Origin of the sequence: Cyanobium sp. BA5m-21 (assembly GCF_024346235.1) — a bacterium.
Classification (GTDB): Bacteria; Cyanobacteriota; Cyanobacteriia; order PCC-6307; family Cyanobiaceae; genus Cyanobium_A; species Cyanobium_A usitatum.
Map to the genome: position 1 here is coordinate 31063 of NZ_JAGQCO010000006.1, position 15370 is coordinate 46432.

16 protein-coding genes are annotated in these 15370 nt (G+C 67.0%); 6 read left to right on the forward strand and 10 right to left on the reverse strand.

The window, feature by feature from the left end:
* Positions 1-119: 119 nt before the first annotated feature.
* The 5 genes from KBY72_RS03145 to KBY72_RS03165 are packed head-to-tail and all read right to left on the reverse strand — an operon-like array spanning position 120 to position 9781.
* Positions 120-485: a phosphomannose isomerase type II C-terminal cupin domain gene (locus KBY72_RS03145; protein WP_254960306.1), complete on the reverse strand. Its 366-nt coding sequence runs from the start codon at positions 483-485 to the stop codon at positions 120-122.
* On the reverse strand, positions 482-2059 hold the full coding sequence (locus tag KBY72_RS03150; protein ID WP_254960307.1) for an ATP-dependent RecD-like DNA helicase: 1578 nt from the start codon (positions 2057-2059) through the stop codon (positions 482-484). The genes KBY72_RS03145 and KBY72_RS03150 overlap by 4 nt, the downstream gene beginning before the upstream one ends.
* A complete protein-coding gene (locus KBY72_RS03155; protein WP_254993064.1) occupies positions 2056-5841 on the reverse strand; it encodes a UvrD-helicase domain-containing protein in 3786 nt (1261 codons plus the stop codon). Before KBY72_RS03155 ends, KBY72_RS03150 begins: the two co-directional genes overlap by 4 nt.
* Positions 5838-9098, reverse strand: coding sequence for an exodeoxyribonuclease V subunit gamma (locus KBY72_RS03160; protein ID WP_254960309.1), 3261 nt, complete (start codon positions 9096-9098; stop codon positions 5838-5840). Before KBY72_RS03160 ends, KBY72_RS03155 begins: the two co-directional genes overlap by 4 nt.
* Positions 9099-9121: 23 nt before the next feature.
* Positions 9122-9781: a metallophosphoesterase gene (locus KBY72_RS03165; RefSeq protein WP_254960310.1), complete on the reverse strand. Its 660-nt coding sequence runs from the start codon at positions 9779-9781 to the stop codon at positions 9122-9124.
* Between the two features lie 113 nt (positions 9782-9894).
* On the opposite strand from KBY72_RS03165, the gene KBY72_RS03170 reads away from it, so the two are divergent.
* Positions 9895-10218 carry a hypothetical protein gene (locus tag KBY72_RS03170; RefSeq protein WP_254960311.1) on the forward strand — a complete coding sequence of 108 codons (324 nt, stop codon included), beginning with the start codon at positions 9895-9897 and terminating at the stop codon, positions 10216-10218.
* On the opposite strand, the gene KBY72_RS03175 is transcribed toward KBY72_RS03170, so the two are convergent.
* Entirely contained in the window at positions 10215-10535 is a 321-nt protein-coding gene (locus KBY72_RS03175; protein ID WP_254960312.1) for an MgPME-cyclase complex family protein, read from the reverse strand. The genes KBY72_RS03170 and KBY72_RS03175 overlap by 4 nt on opposite strands.
* Complete coding sequence (locus KBY72_RS03180; RefSeq protein ID WP_254960313.1) at positions 10532-11281, reverse strand: pyridoxine 5'-phosphate synthase; 750 nt, start codon at positions 11279-11281, stop codon at positions 10532-10534. Before KBY72_RS03180 ends, KBY72_RS03175 begins: the two co-directional genes overlap by 4 nt.
* Positions 11282-11432: 151 nt before the next feature.
* On the opposite strand from KBY72_RS03180, the gene KBY72_RS03185 reads away from it, so the two are divergent.
* The 4 genes from KBY72_RS03185 to grxD all read left to right on the forward strand — a co-directional run bounded on the left by KBY72_RS03185 (position 11433) and on the right by grxD (position 13320).
* Positions 11433-12152 carry a lysophospholipid acyltransferase family protein gene (locus tag KBY72_RS03185; RefSeq protein ID WP_254993065.1) on the forward strand — a complete coding sequence of 240 codons (720 nt, stop codon included), beginning with the start codon at positions 11433-11435 and terminating at the stop codon, positions 12150-12152.
* 71 nt (positions 12153-12223) lie between these two features.
* Complete coding sequence (locus tag KBY72_RS03190) at positions 12224-12721, forward strand: hypothetical protein (RefSeq protein WP_254960315.1); 498 nt, start codon at positions 12224-12226, stop codon at positions 12719-12721.
* Positions 12722-12758: 37 nt separating this feature from the next.
* The gene (locus KBY72_RS03195; protein WP_254960317.1) at positions 12759-12992 is read left to right on the forward strand and encodes a BolA family protein; all 234 of its coding nucleotides are present in this window, start codon (positions 12759-12761) and stop codon (positions 12990-12992) included.
* 4 nt (positions 12993-12996) lie between these two features.
* Positions 12997-13320: a Grx4 family monothiol glutaredoxin gene (gene grxD / locus KBY72_RS03200; RefSeq protein ID WP_106632779.1), complete on the forward strand. Its 324-nt coding sequence runs from the start codon at positions 12997-12999 to the stop codon at positions 13318-13320.
* A 24-nt stretch (positions 13321-13344) separates the two neighbouring features.
* Here grxD and KBY72_RS03205 read toward each other — a convergent pair whose 3' ends face one another.
* Positions 13345-13611: a DUF6761 family protein gene (locus tag KBY72_RS03205; protein WP_254936090.1), complete on the reverse strand. Its 267-nt coding sequence runs from the start codon at positions 13609-13611 to the stop codon at positions 13345-13347.
* 177 nt (positions 13612-13788) lie between these two features.
* Between KBY72_RS03205 and KBY72_RS03210 the strand changes: the two genes are divergently transcribed.
* A complete protein-coding gene (locus KBY72_RS03210) occupies positions 13789-14550 on the forward strand; it encodes a response regulator transcription factor (RefSeq protein ID WP_254960348.1) in 762 nt (253 codons plus the stop codon).
* Here the strand turns inward: KBY72_RS03210 and KBY72_RS03215 are convergent.
* Positions 14534-15070: a hypothetical protein gene (locus tag KBY72_RS03215; protein ID WP_254960318.1), complete on the reverse strand. Its 537-nt coding sequence runs from the start codon at positions 15068-15070 to the stop codon at positions 14534-14536. The two genes, KBY72_RS03210 and KBY72_RS03215, sit on opposite strands and share 17 nt — an antisense overlap.
* Positions 15067-15351: a hypothetical protein gene (locus tag KBY72_RS03220; protein ID WP_254960319.1), complete on the reverse strand. Its 285-nt coding sequence runs from the start codon at positions 15349-15351 to the stop codon at positions 15067-15069. The genes KBY72_RS03215 and KBY72_RS03220 overlap by 4 nt, the downstream gene beginning before the upstream one ends.
* Positions 15352-15370: the final 19 nt, after the last annotated feature.

Below are 15370 nucleotides of genomic sequence, written 5' to 3' on the forward strand. Positions count from 1 at the left end.
GCGGGGCAACTGAAGCTGCACTGCTTTACCCGATGTTCAGTTGTTCAGACCCGCAATTAACAAAACTGCCCTGCCCTTGAAAAAGGCTGAAAACAAATTTTATCACCCCTCGGTCCGCTTCACTTCCGGCCGAAGTCGTCCGAAAGGCGCTCGATGTCGGCTTCGCTCAGCCAGTCACCACGCTGCACCTCCACGATCTCCAGATCCGCCAGACCCCCTTGGGCCCGGTGAATTGCCCCTTGGGGGATGAAGACGCTGGTCCCTGCCGTTGCGGTGATGGCCTCCTCCCCTACCTGCAGTTCACCGTCGCCGGCCACCACCACCCAGTGCTCACAGCGGTGTTGGTGGCGCTGCAGGCTCAGCCGCTGGCCGCGGCGGATCAGTAGGCGTTTGACCAGGTATTGATCTCCGCTGGCCAGCTGTTCAAACCAGCCCCAAGGGCGTTGCACCCGGCCGGCGGGACTTAGGGGCTCAGGGATTTTCACGATTTCAGGCTGACAGCCGCCGCCGCTCCGCGCAACGGGGTGATCAGGCAGGCCCGCTCTCTGGCCCTGGTCAGGGCTGTGTAGAGCAGGCGCCGTTGGGGTCTGCCGGTGTCGGGCATCAGCACCCATACCTCTTGGGCCTCACTGCCCTGGGCCTTGTGCACCGTGAGGGCCAAGGCTGGCTCGGCCTTGGGTAGCTGGGCCGGGTGAATCCAGAGAGGCTCGCTACCGCCCTGGTTTGCAAACAGCAGGCGGCGTTCCCGCCCCCGCTTGGCTTCCCTTTCCACCACCAGCCCAACGTCGCCATTGGCGAGCCCCAGTTCGCTGAGGTTGTGGCGGCACAGCACGGGCGTGCCCACTGGCCAAAACTGGGGCGAGCGGGCGGCAGCCTCCCCCAGCAGCGCTTGGTGGATAGCTTCCACCCCCCAGCGGCCCTGGCGCACTGGTGTCAGCACTAGGTAGTTATCCAGGCCCGCCAGCAGGCTCGCGGTGAAAGTGGGATCGTCCAGATCGCCCGCCAGGCAGCATTGCTGCAGTTGGTGCTGGTGCTGCCGCAGTCGTTGCAGCAGCTCTGCTGGCAGCTGGCGTGGGTTGGCCTGCAGCCAGCGCAGGTTGTCGTCAGAGTTCAGTGGTGTGAGCAGGGCCTCGAGGGGCTGCTCAGCCTCCCGTAGGGCCGCTGCTACCGCAGCGATGGCCCCGTTGTTGCGGTAGGTGGTGCGCAGCTCTATGGCGGCTCCGCCCAGGGCCTGGCGGCGTTCGGGAGCCTGCAGCTCCAGCAGCACTGGTCCGGGGCCTACCGGTGGCAGCTGGGCCGCGTCCCCTACCAGCACCAGCCGGCAGCTGGGGGGCAGGGCCTCCAGCAGGGCCTGCATCAGGGGGAGATCCACCATCGACATCTCATCCACCACCAGCAGGTCGAGGGCAAGGGGGTGCTGGCGGTTGCGGCCGAAGCGCTCGCCGCGGCTCTCCAGCAGCCGGTGCAGGGTGCTGCAGGGAAGTTGCAGGCTGCTGCTAGCTAGGGCTGCCCGCAGCCGACTCGCCGCTTTGCCCGTGGGGGCTGCTAGCTGAATGCGGCTGCCTGGTTGCTGGGCTAGCACCGCAGCCAACATGCGAGCCACGGTGCTGGTTTTGCCGGTGCCCGGACCGCCCTCAAGCAGCACCAGGCCGTATTGCAGCACCGCCGTGACGGCCCGCTGCTGGTCAGGATCCAGCCCGTCGCTGCAGCTTGCGCCGGGACTCGCATTTGGGAGCTGAAACTGGGCCCGCTCGATCAGTGCCTGCAGCACCTGCTGGCGCTGGCGCTGCCAGCGGCGCCACATCAGCCGGTCGCCCTCCAGCACCAGGGGACCATCCGGCTCGGCGCCCAGGGGTGAAGCCTCCAGGGCGCGACGATGTTCGGTGCTGGGCAGGCTGATTTCCAGGCGTCCCTCCGCCAGGGCGGCAGCCAGGTTGGTGATCAGTTCCGCCAGCAATGGATCGGGGCTGCTGCCATGCAGCCGCGGCAGGGCTTCAGCCAGGGCCGCTGCCAGGCTCTGGAGCCAGCGAGGTTGCTCCAGGGGGGTGGGGCCGCTCATGGAGTGCCCCCTAGGGCCTGGTCCAGTTGGAGCAGGCGGGCCAAGGGCGGCTGCTCCACAAACATGCCGGGCACAGCGCTGGCCGTGGTGGGTCCGGGCACCCCTCGCAGGAACACGTAGACGTAGCCGCCCAGGTGCTGCTCGGGTCGGTAGCCGGGCAGGCGCCAGCGCAGGTAGCGGTGCAGGGCTACCAGGTACAGGTGGGCCTGTAGGGGGTAGTGGTTGGCGGCCATCAGCTCTGCCATGGCTGCTGCTCCGTAGTGGCGTGGACCGCAGTGCAGCGGCTGCCCCTGGTCGTCGCGCTCGCCCAGCCAGTTGCTCTTCCAGTCGGCCACCCACCAGCGCTCGCCCTGTCGAAATACCAGGTCGATCGAGCCGGTGAGAAAGCCCCGGCTTTCCACTTTCAGCTGGGCAAGCTGCTCGGCGTAGGCGCTGCCAAACCACCCTTCATGATGGTCGGCAAAGGGGCGTGCCAGGTCTGGGGTGCGCACCAGGCCGAGGGGCAGATCGAAGTTCATCTCATTGAGGCGGGCACCGCGCTCAAGCTGGGCCAAGCTGAAGTCGTTGCAGGGGCCGCCCAGGGGCGTATGCCGCAGCTGCTCAAGCCCAACTAGCACCGCTTCGCCGTGCTGCGCAGCGATACCGGCCCGCTGCAGCTCGCGGCCCACCAGCTCGGCCTGGGCTGCCAAGGGTTGGCAGTAGTCGAGCTGCTCAAGGATGCGGTGCAGGCAGTCGCCGGCCTGGGCGCCCCGGGGGAAGGGGGCCAGAGGGCTGTCCTGGGAATCGGCGCCCATGGCGTTGGCCGCCGTTGCTGCCTCTAGTTCGGTCACCAGGGCATCGGTTTCGCGGCCCTCCTCCACGGCTGCGGGGGCGGCGCTGTGGCTGCCCTGGGTCCAGCTGGTGTAGCTGCTGCGGCCCCAGCTGCTGTCGAAGCCATGGCTGGGTACGGGGCCTCGCTGCAGGGATAGGCCAGCAGCTGCCGGGCCTGGTTTCAGCTGGCTGCGCTGGCCGCTGGCGGGGGGCTGCACCAGGGTGAGGGGCAGCTGGCGGCAAGCGATTGCTTGCTCCAGCCGCTGGCGCCACTCCGCATCACTGCGGCCGATGTAGGGGTCGTGGTCGCTTGCGGGGGGCTGCTCCTGGTCGAACAGCCAGGGGTGCAGCGGATTGCCCTGCTGGCCCAAGGCCGGGCCCCAGGCCAGCACCAGCAGCAGCTTGGCCCGGGTGGCAGCTACATAGGCAAGTCGCTCCCGCTCCTGCAGCTCGGCCCCAAGCTGCTGCTGGCTGGCGCCCTGGCCCGGGCCCCAGTTGTTGTTCAGGTGCAGGTCGAGCACGGCTTCGGGCTGCCCGCCTTCAGGGCCGCCCGGGTGCCAGCGCACGCCGATGGACTGGCCGCTGCGGCTCTCAGCGCCGGCCTGCCAAAGGTAGGGACAGATCACCACTGGATATTCCAGGCCCTTGCTGCGGTGCACCGTCAGCACCGATACGGCCTCATCCACCACGTCGCTGTGGGGCTGGTGGGCGTCGGGGATGTCCCGGTCGGGATCGAGCCGCAGACGCCGCAGCCAGTCGGCTGCGGCTGCGGGACCCAGTTGGTCGGCATGGAGCCGCACGGCCACCAATTCACCGCACTGCTGCAAATCCGCCAGCAGCCGGCCGCCGAGGGATAGCTGGGCCAGCCCCTTTTGCTCCAGCAGGCTCGCCAGCACCCCAAGCAGGCCGCGGCGGGGTAGTTCAACGGCCAGCTGGGCTAGGCGCGCAGCCAGGTTGCTCCAGGCTTCGGGGCTGGCGGAGGCGATTTGCTGGGCGCTCCAGCCCAGCAGGGGAGAGGCGGCCAGCAGCCGCAGGCGCTGGGATCGGCCGGGTTCGGCAAGGGCATCGAGTAACCGTTGCAGTGCCGAGGCGCCGGCGCTTTCAAACACATCCCCCTGGCTCACTAGCTTGCTGGCTATGCCGCAGCGATCGAGGGCGGCGCGCTGCGCTTCAGCCTGACGGTGGGTGCCCACCAGCACACATAGGTCGTTGGGGCCTAGGGGTTGGCGCTGCTCGCCCCGCTGTTGCATCAGCCCCTGGTTGAGCAATTCGGCGCTGAAGCAGGCGATCTGGTCGGGAAGTTGCCGCTCCAGGGCGCTGCGGCTGGGTGGTTTCTCACCAGCCAGGCGGCTGCCGCCGAGCCAGAGCAGCTGCAGGGGGTGCTGGCCGGCGGGTAGGCGCAGTTTGGTGTCGCTCGCCTGGGGCCGCACCGCCGGTACGGCCAGGTCGCTGCGGCGCAGCCCCGGCTCCATTAGGCCGTTGAGGCCGGCGACCAGGGCTTCGCTAGAGCGGTAGTTATCGCGAAGGCTGCTGATACCGCCGAAGCTGGCGGCGGCCTGACGGGCCAGCAGATAAGTGCGCAGGTCGCCGCCGCGGAAGCGATAGATCGCCTGCTTGGGATCACCCACCATCACCAGTCGGTGCCGCTCAGGCTGGAAGGCCCGCGACAGGATGCGCCACTGGATCGGATCGGTGTCCTGGAATTCATCAATTAGGGCAACCGCATAGCGGGCTCCCACCGCCTCTAGCAGGGGGGTACTGGCCTGCTCGCCTGGATCAAGACCCTCCAGCAGTTGGGCGAAACCCAGCCTTCCGCTCTGGCGCCGCCGCCGGCCCAGTTCGGCCCGACCCCAGTGGCAGGCGTGCAGCACTAGGGCTTCGGCCGGTCCATCCAAAACCTGGGCGATCGCCTCCTGCAAGGGGCGTTCGGGCAGGGAGGGGCCGGGGCCTTTCCCATCGCCAGGTTCGAGGCTGCGGGCAACTTTGAGAAAGGCGCCGGGGTGGAAGTAGTCGCGCAGCAGGCCCTGGCCTCCGCCCTGGCTGCCTGCCGTGGCGCCGTAGTCGCCGCCGATGGGCTGGGCAGCGATCCAGCCCCGCAATAGAGCGCAGCGGTCCTTGGTGGGTTTGGGAACGTAGGGGCTGGTGGTTTTGAAGCCCTGGCCGCGCCATTGGCTGGCGGCGGCACAAAAGCCGGCCTCCAGGGCTTGGCCGTGGCTGGCCCAGAGCTGCTGGAAGTTGTGCCACGCCTCGTTCCATAGGGCCTCGAGCTGGGGCGCCAAGGGGGCGTCGGTCCGCAGGGTTGCCGGCAGGGAATCCAGGCCTAGGGCTGGATCGCCATCTAGCTGGCGCAACAGGCCCTCGAGGGTTTCGGGGCCGCCAACCTGTTGCTGCAGCCCGGCCAGCAGGTGGCTTGGCAGGGGCAGCACCTGCTGTTGCCAGTAGTCGTGTGCCACCTGGCGCACCAGGGTGCCCTTGTCGGTTTCGAGCTGCAGCTCCGGTGGCAGGCCCGCTTCCAGGGCGTGGCGCTGCAGGGTGCGGCGGCAGAAACCGTGGATGGTGGTGATGTCGGCGGCATCTAGTTCCTCTAGGGCCAGCAGCAACCGGGCCCGCAACTTTTCGGCCCGCGGTCGTTGCTGCTCCAGCCAGGCGGCCAGGGTGGGATCGGGCGGCTCCAGATCTGGATTTTCCAGGCCTGCCAGGGCCCGCTGCAGGCGCTGGCCGATGCGATCGCGCAGTTCGGCGGCGGCGGCCTCGGTAAAGGTCACCACCAGCAGCTGGCGCAGCCCCAGTTCGGCCTCGGCCACGTAGCGCAGCACCAACTGGGCCAGGGCGAAGGTTTTGCCGGTGCCGGCGCTGGCCTCCAGCAGCCGCAGCCCGGGATCCAGGGGAAAGGCATTGGCCTCAAATGGTTGTGGGAGTGGCAGGGCTTGTTCAGATGCCAAAGCCTGATCGCTGCCGGCAGACAGGTTCATATCAACCGCTCCCGCAGGGGACCAAGCAGCTCCTCAGCCCGGGCGGCTAGCTCACCGCTGGCCACCAGGGCGGTGCCGCTGAGTTCAGATCCGAAACAGAGGGCCTGCTCCGGATCAAGCCGCTCGCCGCGCCGCTGAAAACCGCCTTCCCAGGTTTCGATCGCCCGTGCTTCACCCTTATCGAGCAGGGCCCAGCCGGTTTCCGGTGGCACCGGCCAGCAGCTCCGGCGCCATTGCTGGCGCAACTCCAGCAGCCGCATTAGTTCGGCCCGGGCGCTATCTACCTGGGGCGCCTGCAGCCGCAACTGCACGCCGAAGTCCTTGGCACCCCGGGCCACCAGCACCCCATCCAGCGGCCCTTGGTCGGCGGCGGCGGCCAGCAGCAGCGCCAGCCACAGCTCCAGCCGGTGGCGATTGCGCGGCCGGGCGGTGTGCAGCACCAGCACCGAGCTCCCCCGCCACTGCAGCTCCTGCTGCCAGTTTTGCCAGAGGGCCAGCTGGCGGCGCTCAGGACCCAGGGCCTCGAGGCTGGTGTGCAGGCTGCGCCAGCGCTGGCTGAGCCCGCCGGCCTCCAGTTCGCCTGCCGCTAGAGGAGGCAGCAAGCCCTGGCCGCGGTGGCGAGCCAGCCATCCAGCGGGCTCATCGAGGAGAGATGCGTCGGTGGGACTTTCGAGGGCCTGGCGCAGCAGCAGCGCCCGCTCGCGCTCATCGAGGCTGAGGGGCTCGAGGTCGTCGAGGCTGTCGGCCCATTCCCGCGGCCTTAGCCCCAATTCAGCCAGCCAGCTGGCCTGGGGAGCAAGCAGCCAGTCACGCAGATCCCCATAGGCATCGCTGGGTTGGGCCGGGGGCGCGCTAGGGGGTTCGCTGGCCGCCAGGGGCCGGGGCGGTTGCGGTGCTCCGCTCTGCTGGCGTGGTTGATCGAGCAGCTCACGGGCCTTCAGCAGACGCTCGTCGCAGCTGCCGGGGGGCCGCTCGCCGCTGGCTTGGAAATTGGCCCGGTCGAGGGGGTTGGCAGGGTGACTAATCACCAGTTCGCTTCCGCGACAAGGCAGCTGCCCCTGCAGCCACTCGAGCCACTGGCGTACCGGTGTGGCCGGTGGCAGCTCTTCGCCGCTGCGGGGGTCGCGGCTGCTCCAGGTCACCAGCAGATGGTCGCGGGCTGAGAGCAGGGCCTCCAGCAGCACGTAGCGGTCCTGGTCGGCCGGGTTGGGATCGCCGAGGTGGCGCTGCTGCTCCAGCAGGTGGAAGCCGGGCCGCTTGCTCTGACGGGGATAGGCGTTTGCATCCAGGCCCATCAGCACGATCACTCGGTGGGGAATCGCCCGCATCGGCTCGAGGGCGCTGATGGTGAGGGCGCCGCTGCGGTGGCCAAACCGGCCCGAATCCGCAGCCAGGCGCTCATCGAGCACGGCAGCCACCACGGGTGCGGCCAGCTCCAGGTTGCAGCCGGCGGCGGCCTGCTGCCAGTCGTCAATGGCGGTTAGCACCAGGGGCAGCTCCCAGTCCTGGCCACTCCCGCCAGCCTGGTCGCCGTCGCCGAACAGGTCGCTCAGCAGGGCCCGCAGGCAGGTGTTCCAGGCCAGGCAAGAGCGGGGTCGCCGCAGCTCCACCAGCCAGTGGCGCAGCCGGGTGAGCAGGTGCAGCCAGCGGCCCAACAGCTCGATGCTCTCGCCACTGGCCAGGGGGGCGGTGGCGGCCGGGGCCAGGCCGGGGTCGCAGGGCAGCACCAGGCCTAGTAGCAGCCGATCGATCACCCAGCTGAGGCTGCCGCTGTCCAGGCCGCCGCGCTCCTCTGCATCGAGGCCCCAGTGGAAGCCCCCCCGCTGCAGTAGGGGATGCAGGGCCGCCATCTCGACACCACTGAGCTGGAAATGCCCCTGCAGCGCCGGACTCTCCAGCAGGGTTTCCAGGGCGGAGGCGGTGAGCCGCTCCCCCGCCAGCCGCAGCAGCTCCAGCAAGCTGCGGCTGAGGCTGGCTTCGCTTTGCTGGCTGCGGTCGGTGAGGCGCCAATTGAGGGGCACCCCAGTGGCCTCTTGATCGCCAAATACGGCCGCCACCAAAGGCGCTAGGCCATCCACCTGAGGCGTCATCACCAGCACATCGCGGGGCTGGAGCGTGGGATCGGCGGCCAGCAGCTGCAGGATGCGGTCCCGCACGACCTGCACCTGGCGCAGGGGGCCGGGACAGCGGTGGAACTCCAGGGAGCTGTCTGCCGGTGCCCGCTGCAGCAGGGGTTGGGCAGCCGGATCCGCCAGTTGTTGCTGCAGCTGATGCAGCAGGGGCGCTGGCCCCTGGCCCCGATGGCTGCTGGCTGGGGCCACAAACAAATCCTTTTCCTGCCACTGGCCCTGGAGGCTCTCGCCGCTGCCTTCGAGCAACTGCTGAAACTCGCCGCCGAGTCGGCCGAAGCGGGCCTCCAGGCCAGGGGCCTGCAGTAGCCAGTCACCATCAAGGGGCTGCTGCAGCGCGATCGCATCGCTGAGCAGTTGGCGGCGGCTGGTGCAGCGCTGCCACAGGTCGCGGCAGGGGGTGAGCAGGTAGAGGTCCACATTTGTGTGCACGCTCAGGGCCTGCAGCAGCTGCACCTGGATCGGCGCCAGGCTGCTGAGCCCAAACAGGCGCAGGGGATCGGGCAGGCTGCCGGCCGGCGGTGCCTTGATCTGCAGCTGGGCTATGGCCTCCAGCACCTGCAGGCCGAAGGGCTTCACCCCCAGGCGCTCCCGTAGCCGCCCCACCAGCAGCCGCTGCCACTCCTGCTCCGGCGGCAGGGGTGGGCCGTCCTCCCCACACCACCAGGCTGCCAGCAGCTCAGGGCGATACAGGGCTAGGTCGTCGAGGGCGTCGGCGATGCTGCGGCCCAGTTGCCATTGGGCCAACTCAAGGTTGCTGCCGTGCTGCGGGTAGCGGCCTAGCCAGTGCTTAAGCGAGGCAGCTTCTGGCTGCTCCACCAGGTGGGGGAGCAGTTCCAGCACGGGCCACACCAGCTGGCTGGCACGCCAGGGATCCTGGTCTGCGCCGTTTTCGCCCAGCACCCCATTCACGATTTGGCGCAGCTGGCTGCCAGGAAATGGGTAGCGGATGTTGGCGGCGATGCCGCCGAGTCCCACGGCCAGCTGTTCACCAAGCCAGCGGCTGGTGGGCCAGGTATTCACCACCACCTGCACCGTCTCGAGCGGCCCGGGCGGCGTGAGCAGCAACTGGGCGGCCAGGAGTTCGGCTAGGTGTTCGGCCCGGTTGCCCCGGAAAACTGTGAGCACAAAGGATGCTCAGCTGTGGGTCGTCATGGCAGGCAGCCTGCCAGCTCCTGGCTGAAGGAGGAGAGCCGGCGCTCTTGCAAGCCGTAAACGGCGTGAATAGCTCCGGTCTCGGGGCAGTAGGCCGAAAGCTCGCCGCCGTAGCAGGCGCCCGTATCCACCATCACGATCTGGCCGAGGCGACGCACTTGGGGCCCGGGGGTGTGGCCGATCACTACCTCACCGAAGCGACCGTCGTAGGCCTGCCAGAAGGGCATGCGGATGCTGAGGTCGGGTTCCCAGGTGTCGGGATTGAAGCCAGCGTGGGTGGCGAGCCAGCCTTTGCCGGAGTAGGTGAGGGGCAGCTGCTCCAGCCGCTCCTGCCAGATGCGGCAGTGGCTATCGCCGAGCTGGCGATAGGTGTCGCAGCCGGCCAAGGCCCTTTGAGCGGTCCAGTCGCCTTGCCGCAGGGCGGCCACTAGGTCGGCTTCGTGATTTCCCATCAGCCAGATGGCCCGGCCGGAGCTCACCAAGCCCCAGGCCAGCTCCATGGTGCGGCGGATCTCGGGGCCGCGGTTGATCACATCACCGCAAAGCACGAGCTTGTCGCCTGCAGGTAGGCGAGCTACCAGCTGCTCAAGCGCGTCGGCACAGCCGTGGACGTCCCCGATCACCCAGTGGTGGCAGGAACGTGAAGGGGACGTCATCAGTCCATCGCGTTAGTTCCAGTCTTGCCTGCCTGACGGCCACTTGTCAGCCCCCCAGCGATTCATGTCGACCGGCCAGCGCTGGTACGGTCGCCCCACCCAGTGACAGTCAGATGAATCCAGCGTCGTTGTCGGTGGTCCAGCGGGTAAACGCCCTGGTAAAAGCCCTAAATGGCGCTAAGCGCACCAATGAGGCCTTGGCCCGCTGCGGCAACGGTGAGGAGATGCTCGACGTTCTGCTCGATGCCTCCGCCAAGCTCGGCCTAGGGCTCAGCCGCCAGCAACTGGCGAACACCCCACCAATCCGCGACTGGGTGTGGTGGAAAAACAAGGAGGCCTTGCTCACTATTGGTGATAACAAGCCTCGCTACCAGCAGGATGGCGGTCAGGGAGCCTCCGATGACGGGCCGCGCAAACGCTTTTTGGGGCTGTTTTAGGACGCGCTGGCGAGGGCGTCGGGGATTGAGGTGCTGGGAGCCTCAAAGCGGCCCGTGGCCACGAATTCCAGGCGCAGCTTCAGAAAGGTGATGAACTTCTCATCGGTGGACACCACCGCCGCCGCCGGCCTCGGCACGGCGCTGCCGATCGGTTCGAGTTGGGGTGCATCGAGAAAGGCCGGCCGTTTCACCAGCCAGAAGTCGATTTCCTTGCCCTGTTCTCCGTAGTGGCGCACCCTTTCGCGCAGCACCTCCTCAAGGGGCTCCTCGACGGTGAGGAACGCTTCGCTGGCGGCGATGAAGTGATAGGTGCTCATAGCTGGCGGCTGCCGAACAGGGGGTCGCGGCGCGGATTCTGTATCAGCGCCTTCATCTGCCGAACAGCTTCTTCCAGTCCCACCGCCAGGGCCCGGGCCACGATTGTGTGGCCGATGTTGAGCTCCTCCATGCCTTCGATGGCGGCGATGGGCTCCACGTTTTGGTAGGTGAGGCCATGGCCGGCATTTACCCGCAGCCCGAGGCTGCGGGCGATGAAGCTCCCCTCCGTGAGCCGGGCCAGCTCGGCTGGCTGCAAACTCCAGCTGGCTTCGGCGTAGGCGCCGGTGTGCAGCTCCACCCAGCGGGCGCCGGTGGCGCGGCAGGCCTCCAGCTGGCTCGCCTCGGCGTCCACAAACAGGCTCACGCCGATGCCGGCATCTTGCAGCGCACCCACCAGAGCGCTGAGAGCTGGCTGCTGGCCCGCCACATCGAGGCCGCCCTCGGTGGTTACCTCCTGACGCTTCTCCGGCACCAGGGTCACCATGTCGGGCCGGATCTGCAGGGCGATCGCCTCCATCTCGGGCGTGGCGGCCATCTCCAGATTGAGCCGGCTGCGCACGGTTTGACGCAGCAGCTCCACATCGCGGTCCTGAATGTGGCGTCGGTCTTCCCGTAGGTGCACGGTGATGCCGTCAGCCCCCCCCAGCTCGGCCAGCAGGGCATAGCTCACTGGATCGGGCTCCACCGCGCGGCGGGCCTGGCGCACATTGGCGATGTGGTCGATGTTGACGCCGAGGCTGGCCATGGCTGGGGAGTGGTGGCAGGCGGTGATCCCGCCCAAATCCTATGGATACCGCAACCTGCGCCGGCTCAGGACGCCAGTTCAACTGCCCGCGCTCGAGCCGAGCTCCTTTGCCTAGCCCCTAGCTTTGAGCTTGGTCGCACTTAACGGGTTGTTGGCGGTTCAATCCGGCCCATCGGCGTTGTCCACCCAGGCACCCTCCTCCCGGGAAAAGGGGCTCTGCAATGGCATCAGCCCCTGGCTGGCACCGCTCGCCATGGTGGCTAGCCAGGACATTGGCCTCCGCTTTTTTTTCCGTAGCGTCCAGGTGCTTGGCAGCGAAAATCTGCCTCTCAGTGGGCCGCTGCTGCTAGCTCCGACCCACCGGGCCCGCTGGGATGCCCTGCTGTTGACCCACGCCGCAGGCCGCCGCATTACGGGGCGGGATTGCCGCTTCATGGTCACGGTTGATGAGATGCGTGGGCTGCAGGGCTGGTTTTTGCACCGCTTGGGCTGCTTTCCTGTGAGTCAGGGGCGCCCCTCCCTGGCCAGCCTGCGCTACACCGTGGACCTACTGGCTGCCGGTGAGCAGCTAGTGGTTTTTCCAGAGGGGCGCATCGTGCGCGAAGAGATTCCCCTGCGGCTGCACCAGGGCCTCGCCCGCCTGGCCATGCTGGCCGCCGGCCAAGGCGTGGCGGTACCGGTGGTGCCCGTGGGCATCGCCTATGGCCATCGCCCCCCCCGCCGCGGGGATGGGGCCGTGCTCTGTTTCGGCCCACCTCTCAGCTTGGAGGGCCAGGGAAGGCAGGCTGCGAGTGCTTTCACCGCCCACCTCGCCACCGCCATGGCGGTGGTTGAAGGCCAGGCCCAGGGAGCCCTGGGTCTGGCCCCCTAAAGTTGTTGCATATTTGTTTGCTGGTTGTGCGTAGGCCATCCCGCTTGATTTGTGGCTCCGCTTTGGCCTTGATGGCCCTCGCTGCGCCCCTAGCTCCGGCCAAGGTGCAAGCTCAGCAGGAGCCCCAAAAGGCCCTGGAGTCCACCGGCAGTCCGTTCAATCTTGAGGGTGTGCGCGCCCTGTTGGTGCGCGGTGACGCCGCCGTTGCTAAGGGCAATCTGGCCGAAGCCCGCAAGCTCTACGACCAGGCCCGCGATGCCTGTCGCCGCCTGCTCGGCTTTTATCGCGACCTGAGCGGCTCCTTCCGCGGACTCGATGCCCGCATCCCCCGTGAAATGGACCAGAAGGGGCGGGAAGCTTTGGAAACCATGGCTCAGGCGAACCTGCGCTTGGCGGCCTTGTTCCGTCGCCAGAACCAGCCTGAGGTGGCGGTGCCCCTGCTGGTCGAGGTGGTCAAGGTGATGACCCCGGCCAGCCCGGAGGGTCGCAAGGCTTTCCAGAGCCTGGTCGAGATTGGCTTCGCCGCCACTCCCTACACAGCAGGGGCCGCGGCAACCCCTGGAAGCTGACCACTAGATTTGCCCTGTTCGCTGCCTCTTCGCTTCGATGGTGCATCCAGACCAGGTGAAGGCCGCAATCACCTTGGCCATGCCCGATGCCTTGGTGGAGGTTGAAGACCTCACCGGTGGCGGCGACCATCTGCAGGTCACGGTGGTCTCCACAGCGTTCGACGGCCTGACCAAGGTCAGGCAGCACCAACTCGTGTATGGCGCCCTACGCCAGGAATTGGCCAGTGAGGCAATCCACGCCCTAGCCCTGCAAACATCCACTCCCGCCTGAGTCCATGGACGCCACTACCCGCCAACGCATCGAAGAACTCCTGGCCACCAGCCCGGTATTCGTTTTTATGAAGGGCAACAAGCTGATGCCCCAGTGCGGTTTCTCCAACAACGTGGTGCAGATACTGCACTCAGTTGGGGTTCCATTTGAAACCTTCGACGTGCTTTCGGATGCTGAGATCCGTAATGGCATCAAGTCATTTTCCGACTGGCCCACTATTCCCCAGGTGTATGTGAAAGGGGAATTCATCGGTGGCTCCGACATCCTGATCGAGATGTACAACTCTGGTGAGTTGCGCGAGAAGCTGGAAGTGGCTCTGGCTAGCTGAAGCGGCAGCTAGCAATTCAGCGAGTCAGTAGCGCTCGCTTTCGTAAAGGCTGCGCGGGTCACCATCGGGACCCACAAAGCTGGAAGGATCTCGAATCCAGCGGTCGGTGAGCTCCTCAAGTCGCCGCTGGGAGATCGGATCAAGCACCGCAGTGCGGCGCAGGGCGTGGATGTAGCCATCGGCGTAGAGCCGCAATTCAGCAGGGCTGTGGAAGCGATGGGCCAGTTCCTGGCAGGCATCGCACAGCGACTGGAAGTGGCGGATGGCGTCTGGGTGTTGAAGCGAAGTCATGGGGTCGTGGGACCTTTATCTATTTTGCCCCTTGGAGGCAGAAGCCGCGATTGGGTGGTCTCCGCATAGTTGGTGGTGTCCACACAAACGCATCGACTGATACGCGGATCCCCTGGCGGCTGCCGTTAAGGTGAATTCAACACAGTTGTGGACTCCATCAACTCCTCTAACCCGCCACTGCCGGCCTCTGGGGCCGCCAATCAGGCCGGAAGCCAGCCCCAGCGGGTTTTGGTGGTTGATCCCCACGCGACCCTGCGCACGGTGCTGGCCCAGCGCCTGCGGCAGGACGGCCATCTTGCGGCGGCGGTTGCTACGGCTCGTGAAGCTCTGGACGTGTGCCAGGACCAATCTCCCGATCTGCTGATCAGCGCAGAACTACTCGATGAGAGTTCCGCCCTGCGCCTGGCGGCCCAGCTGCGCTGCTCCGTGATGGTGCTCACGGCCCGCACCGGTTCGGAGCCCGTGGTGAGCCTGCTTGATGCGGGTGCAGATGATGTGCTGCGCAAACCTTTTGGCCTGGAAGAACTCGCCGCCCGCTGCCGCACCCTGCTGCGCCGTGGCGGCACCGGTCTGCAGGAACGGGTCTGTGTTGGTCCGCTTGAAGTTCACGTATTGCTACGCCAGGTAACCCTGCGCGACCAGCCAGTCGAGCTGAGTCCACGGGAATTTGCCCTGCTTTGTGCCCTGCTAATGCCCCCTGGGGTTGTTCGCAGTCGCCAGGAGCTACTGCGTATGGCCTGGCCTCCCTTCAGCGGCGGTCCCCGCTCGGTTGACACCCAAGTGCTCACCTTGCGTCGCAAGTTAGAGCAGGCTGGCTTGGGTGAAGGAGGCGGCATCGAAACGATGCGCCAGCAGGGCTATCGCTTCAGCCTGGAAACCCTGCCCGAAGCTGCTGCCGAGGAAGAGCCAGCGCGTCAGCAGCTCAACTCATTGGTTTAAGAGCCCAAACCAACTCTCCAAGCAACATGGCGGCACTCAGGCCGGCTAGGAGTTTGTAGGTCCAAGGTGGGCTGATGCGGCCGATTGAGCTGGTGTTGATGCCCGTTTCCTGGCTGAAGCGGCCCAGAAACTGCTCGAAGGCTGCGACCCGTTGCGGCAGCAGGTATGCCGATCCGTCTTCTCCCCTCACGTAAAAGACCCGGCCCCCCTGGCTTGTGGCTACTGGTGTGAGCCCGTTGATGGATTGCCAAGGCAGGCTCCAGCCGCGGCGCAGCAGCCAGGCACACCAGCTGGGATGGCCAACCCGAATGCCATCGGCACTTAGCTCAACGGCTTCACTGGTGGCTGCCACTACCAAGCCCAGCCCCAGGGGTAGAGCCAGCCAAAGCAGCAATTTGAGCTCTGCTGGTGCCAGTAGGGGCAGGGGCGCCACCATTGCCAAGTAGAGAGCGATCAGGGTGAAGCGGATCAGCGCGGCCATCGGGTAGCGGTCGCTGCTGACGGCCAAGGCGCCGGTCATCGATCTTCGGGGGAGCCGGGTAGGGGTTCGATCAGGGTCTCTGGCTGGTAGCGGCCGCTGAAAACTTCCTGCTCGCGACCTTTCCAGAATTCGCCAAGTCGCATCAGATCGGCGTGGGCCTCCTGCAGACTGGCCATGTAGGCATCCGGGTCCATGCTGTCCTTGGCCTCCTTGAGCTTGGTGAGCCGTAGTAGCTGCAGCATCCAGGGCTTGCTGAGCTCGCCGCGTTGCTCGAGGTAAGTGGCCAGCTCGGCGGAGCTGGGGGTAGGGGAGCCGGGCATTCCTTGCATTAGGGCTATT

What these genes read in the sequence shown, in the direction of transcription:
- KBY72_RS03220 (WP_254960319.1), bottom strand. Translation starts at nt 15,351, where the DNA reads ATGCCCGGCTCCCCTACCCCCAGCTCCGCCGAGCTGGCCACTTACCTC.
- KBY72_RS03175 (WP_254960312.1), bottom strand. Translation starts at nt 10,535, where the DNA reads ATGAGCACCTATCACTTCATCGCCGCCAGCGAAGCGTTCCTCACCGTC.
- KBY72_RS03205 (WP_254936090.1), bottom strand. Translation starts at nt 13,611, where the DNA reads ATGACTTCGCTTCAACACCCAGACGCCATCCGCCACTTCCAGTCGCTG.
- KBY72_RS03190 (WP_254960315.1), top strand. Translation starts at nt 12,224, where the DNA reads ATGGCCCTCGCTGCGCCCCTAGCTCCGGCCAAGGTGCAAGCTCAGCAG.
- KBY72_RS03215 (WP_254960318.1), bottom strand. Translation starts at nt 15,070, where the DNA reads ATGACCGGCGCCTTGGCCGTCAGCAGCGACCGCTACCCGATGGCCGCG.
- grxD (WP_106632779.1), top strand. Translation starts at nt 12,997, where the DNA reads ATGGACGCCACTACCCGCCAACGCATCGAAGAACTCCTGGCCACCAGC.
- KBY72_RS03155 (WP_254993064.1), bottom strand. Translation starts at nt 5,841, where the DNA reads ATGAACCTGTCTGCCGGCAGCGATCAGGCTTTGGCATCTGAACAAGCC.
- KBY72_RS03180 (WP_254960313.1), bottom strand. Translation starts at nt 11,281, where the DNA reads ATGGCCAGCCTCGGCGTCAACATCGACCACATCGCCAATGTGCGCCAG.
- KBY72_RS03165 (WP_254960310.1), bottom strand. Translation starts at nt 9,781, where the DNA reads ATGACGTCCCCTTCACGTTCCTGCCACCACTGGGTGATCGGGGACGTC.
- KBY72_RS03170 (WP_254960311.1), top strand. Translation starts at nt 9,895, where the DNA reads ATGAATCCAGCGTCGTTGTCGGTGGTCCAGCGGGTAAACGCCCTGGTA.
- KBY72_RS03195 (WP_254960317.1), top strand. Translation starts at nt 12,759, where the DNA reads ATGGTGCATCCAGACCAGGTGAAGGCCGCAATCACCTTGGCCATGCCC.
- KBY72_RS03150 (WP_254960307.1), bottom strand. Translation starts at nt 2,059, where the DNA reads ATGAGCGGCCCCACCCCCCTGGAGCAACCTCGCTGGCTCCAGAGCCTG.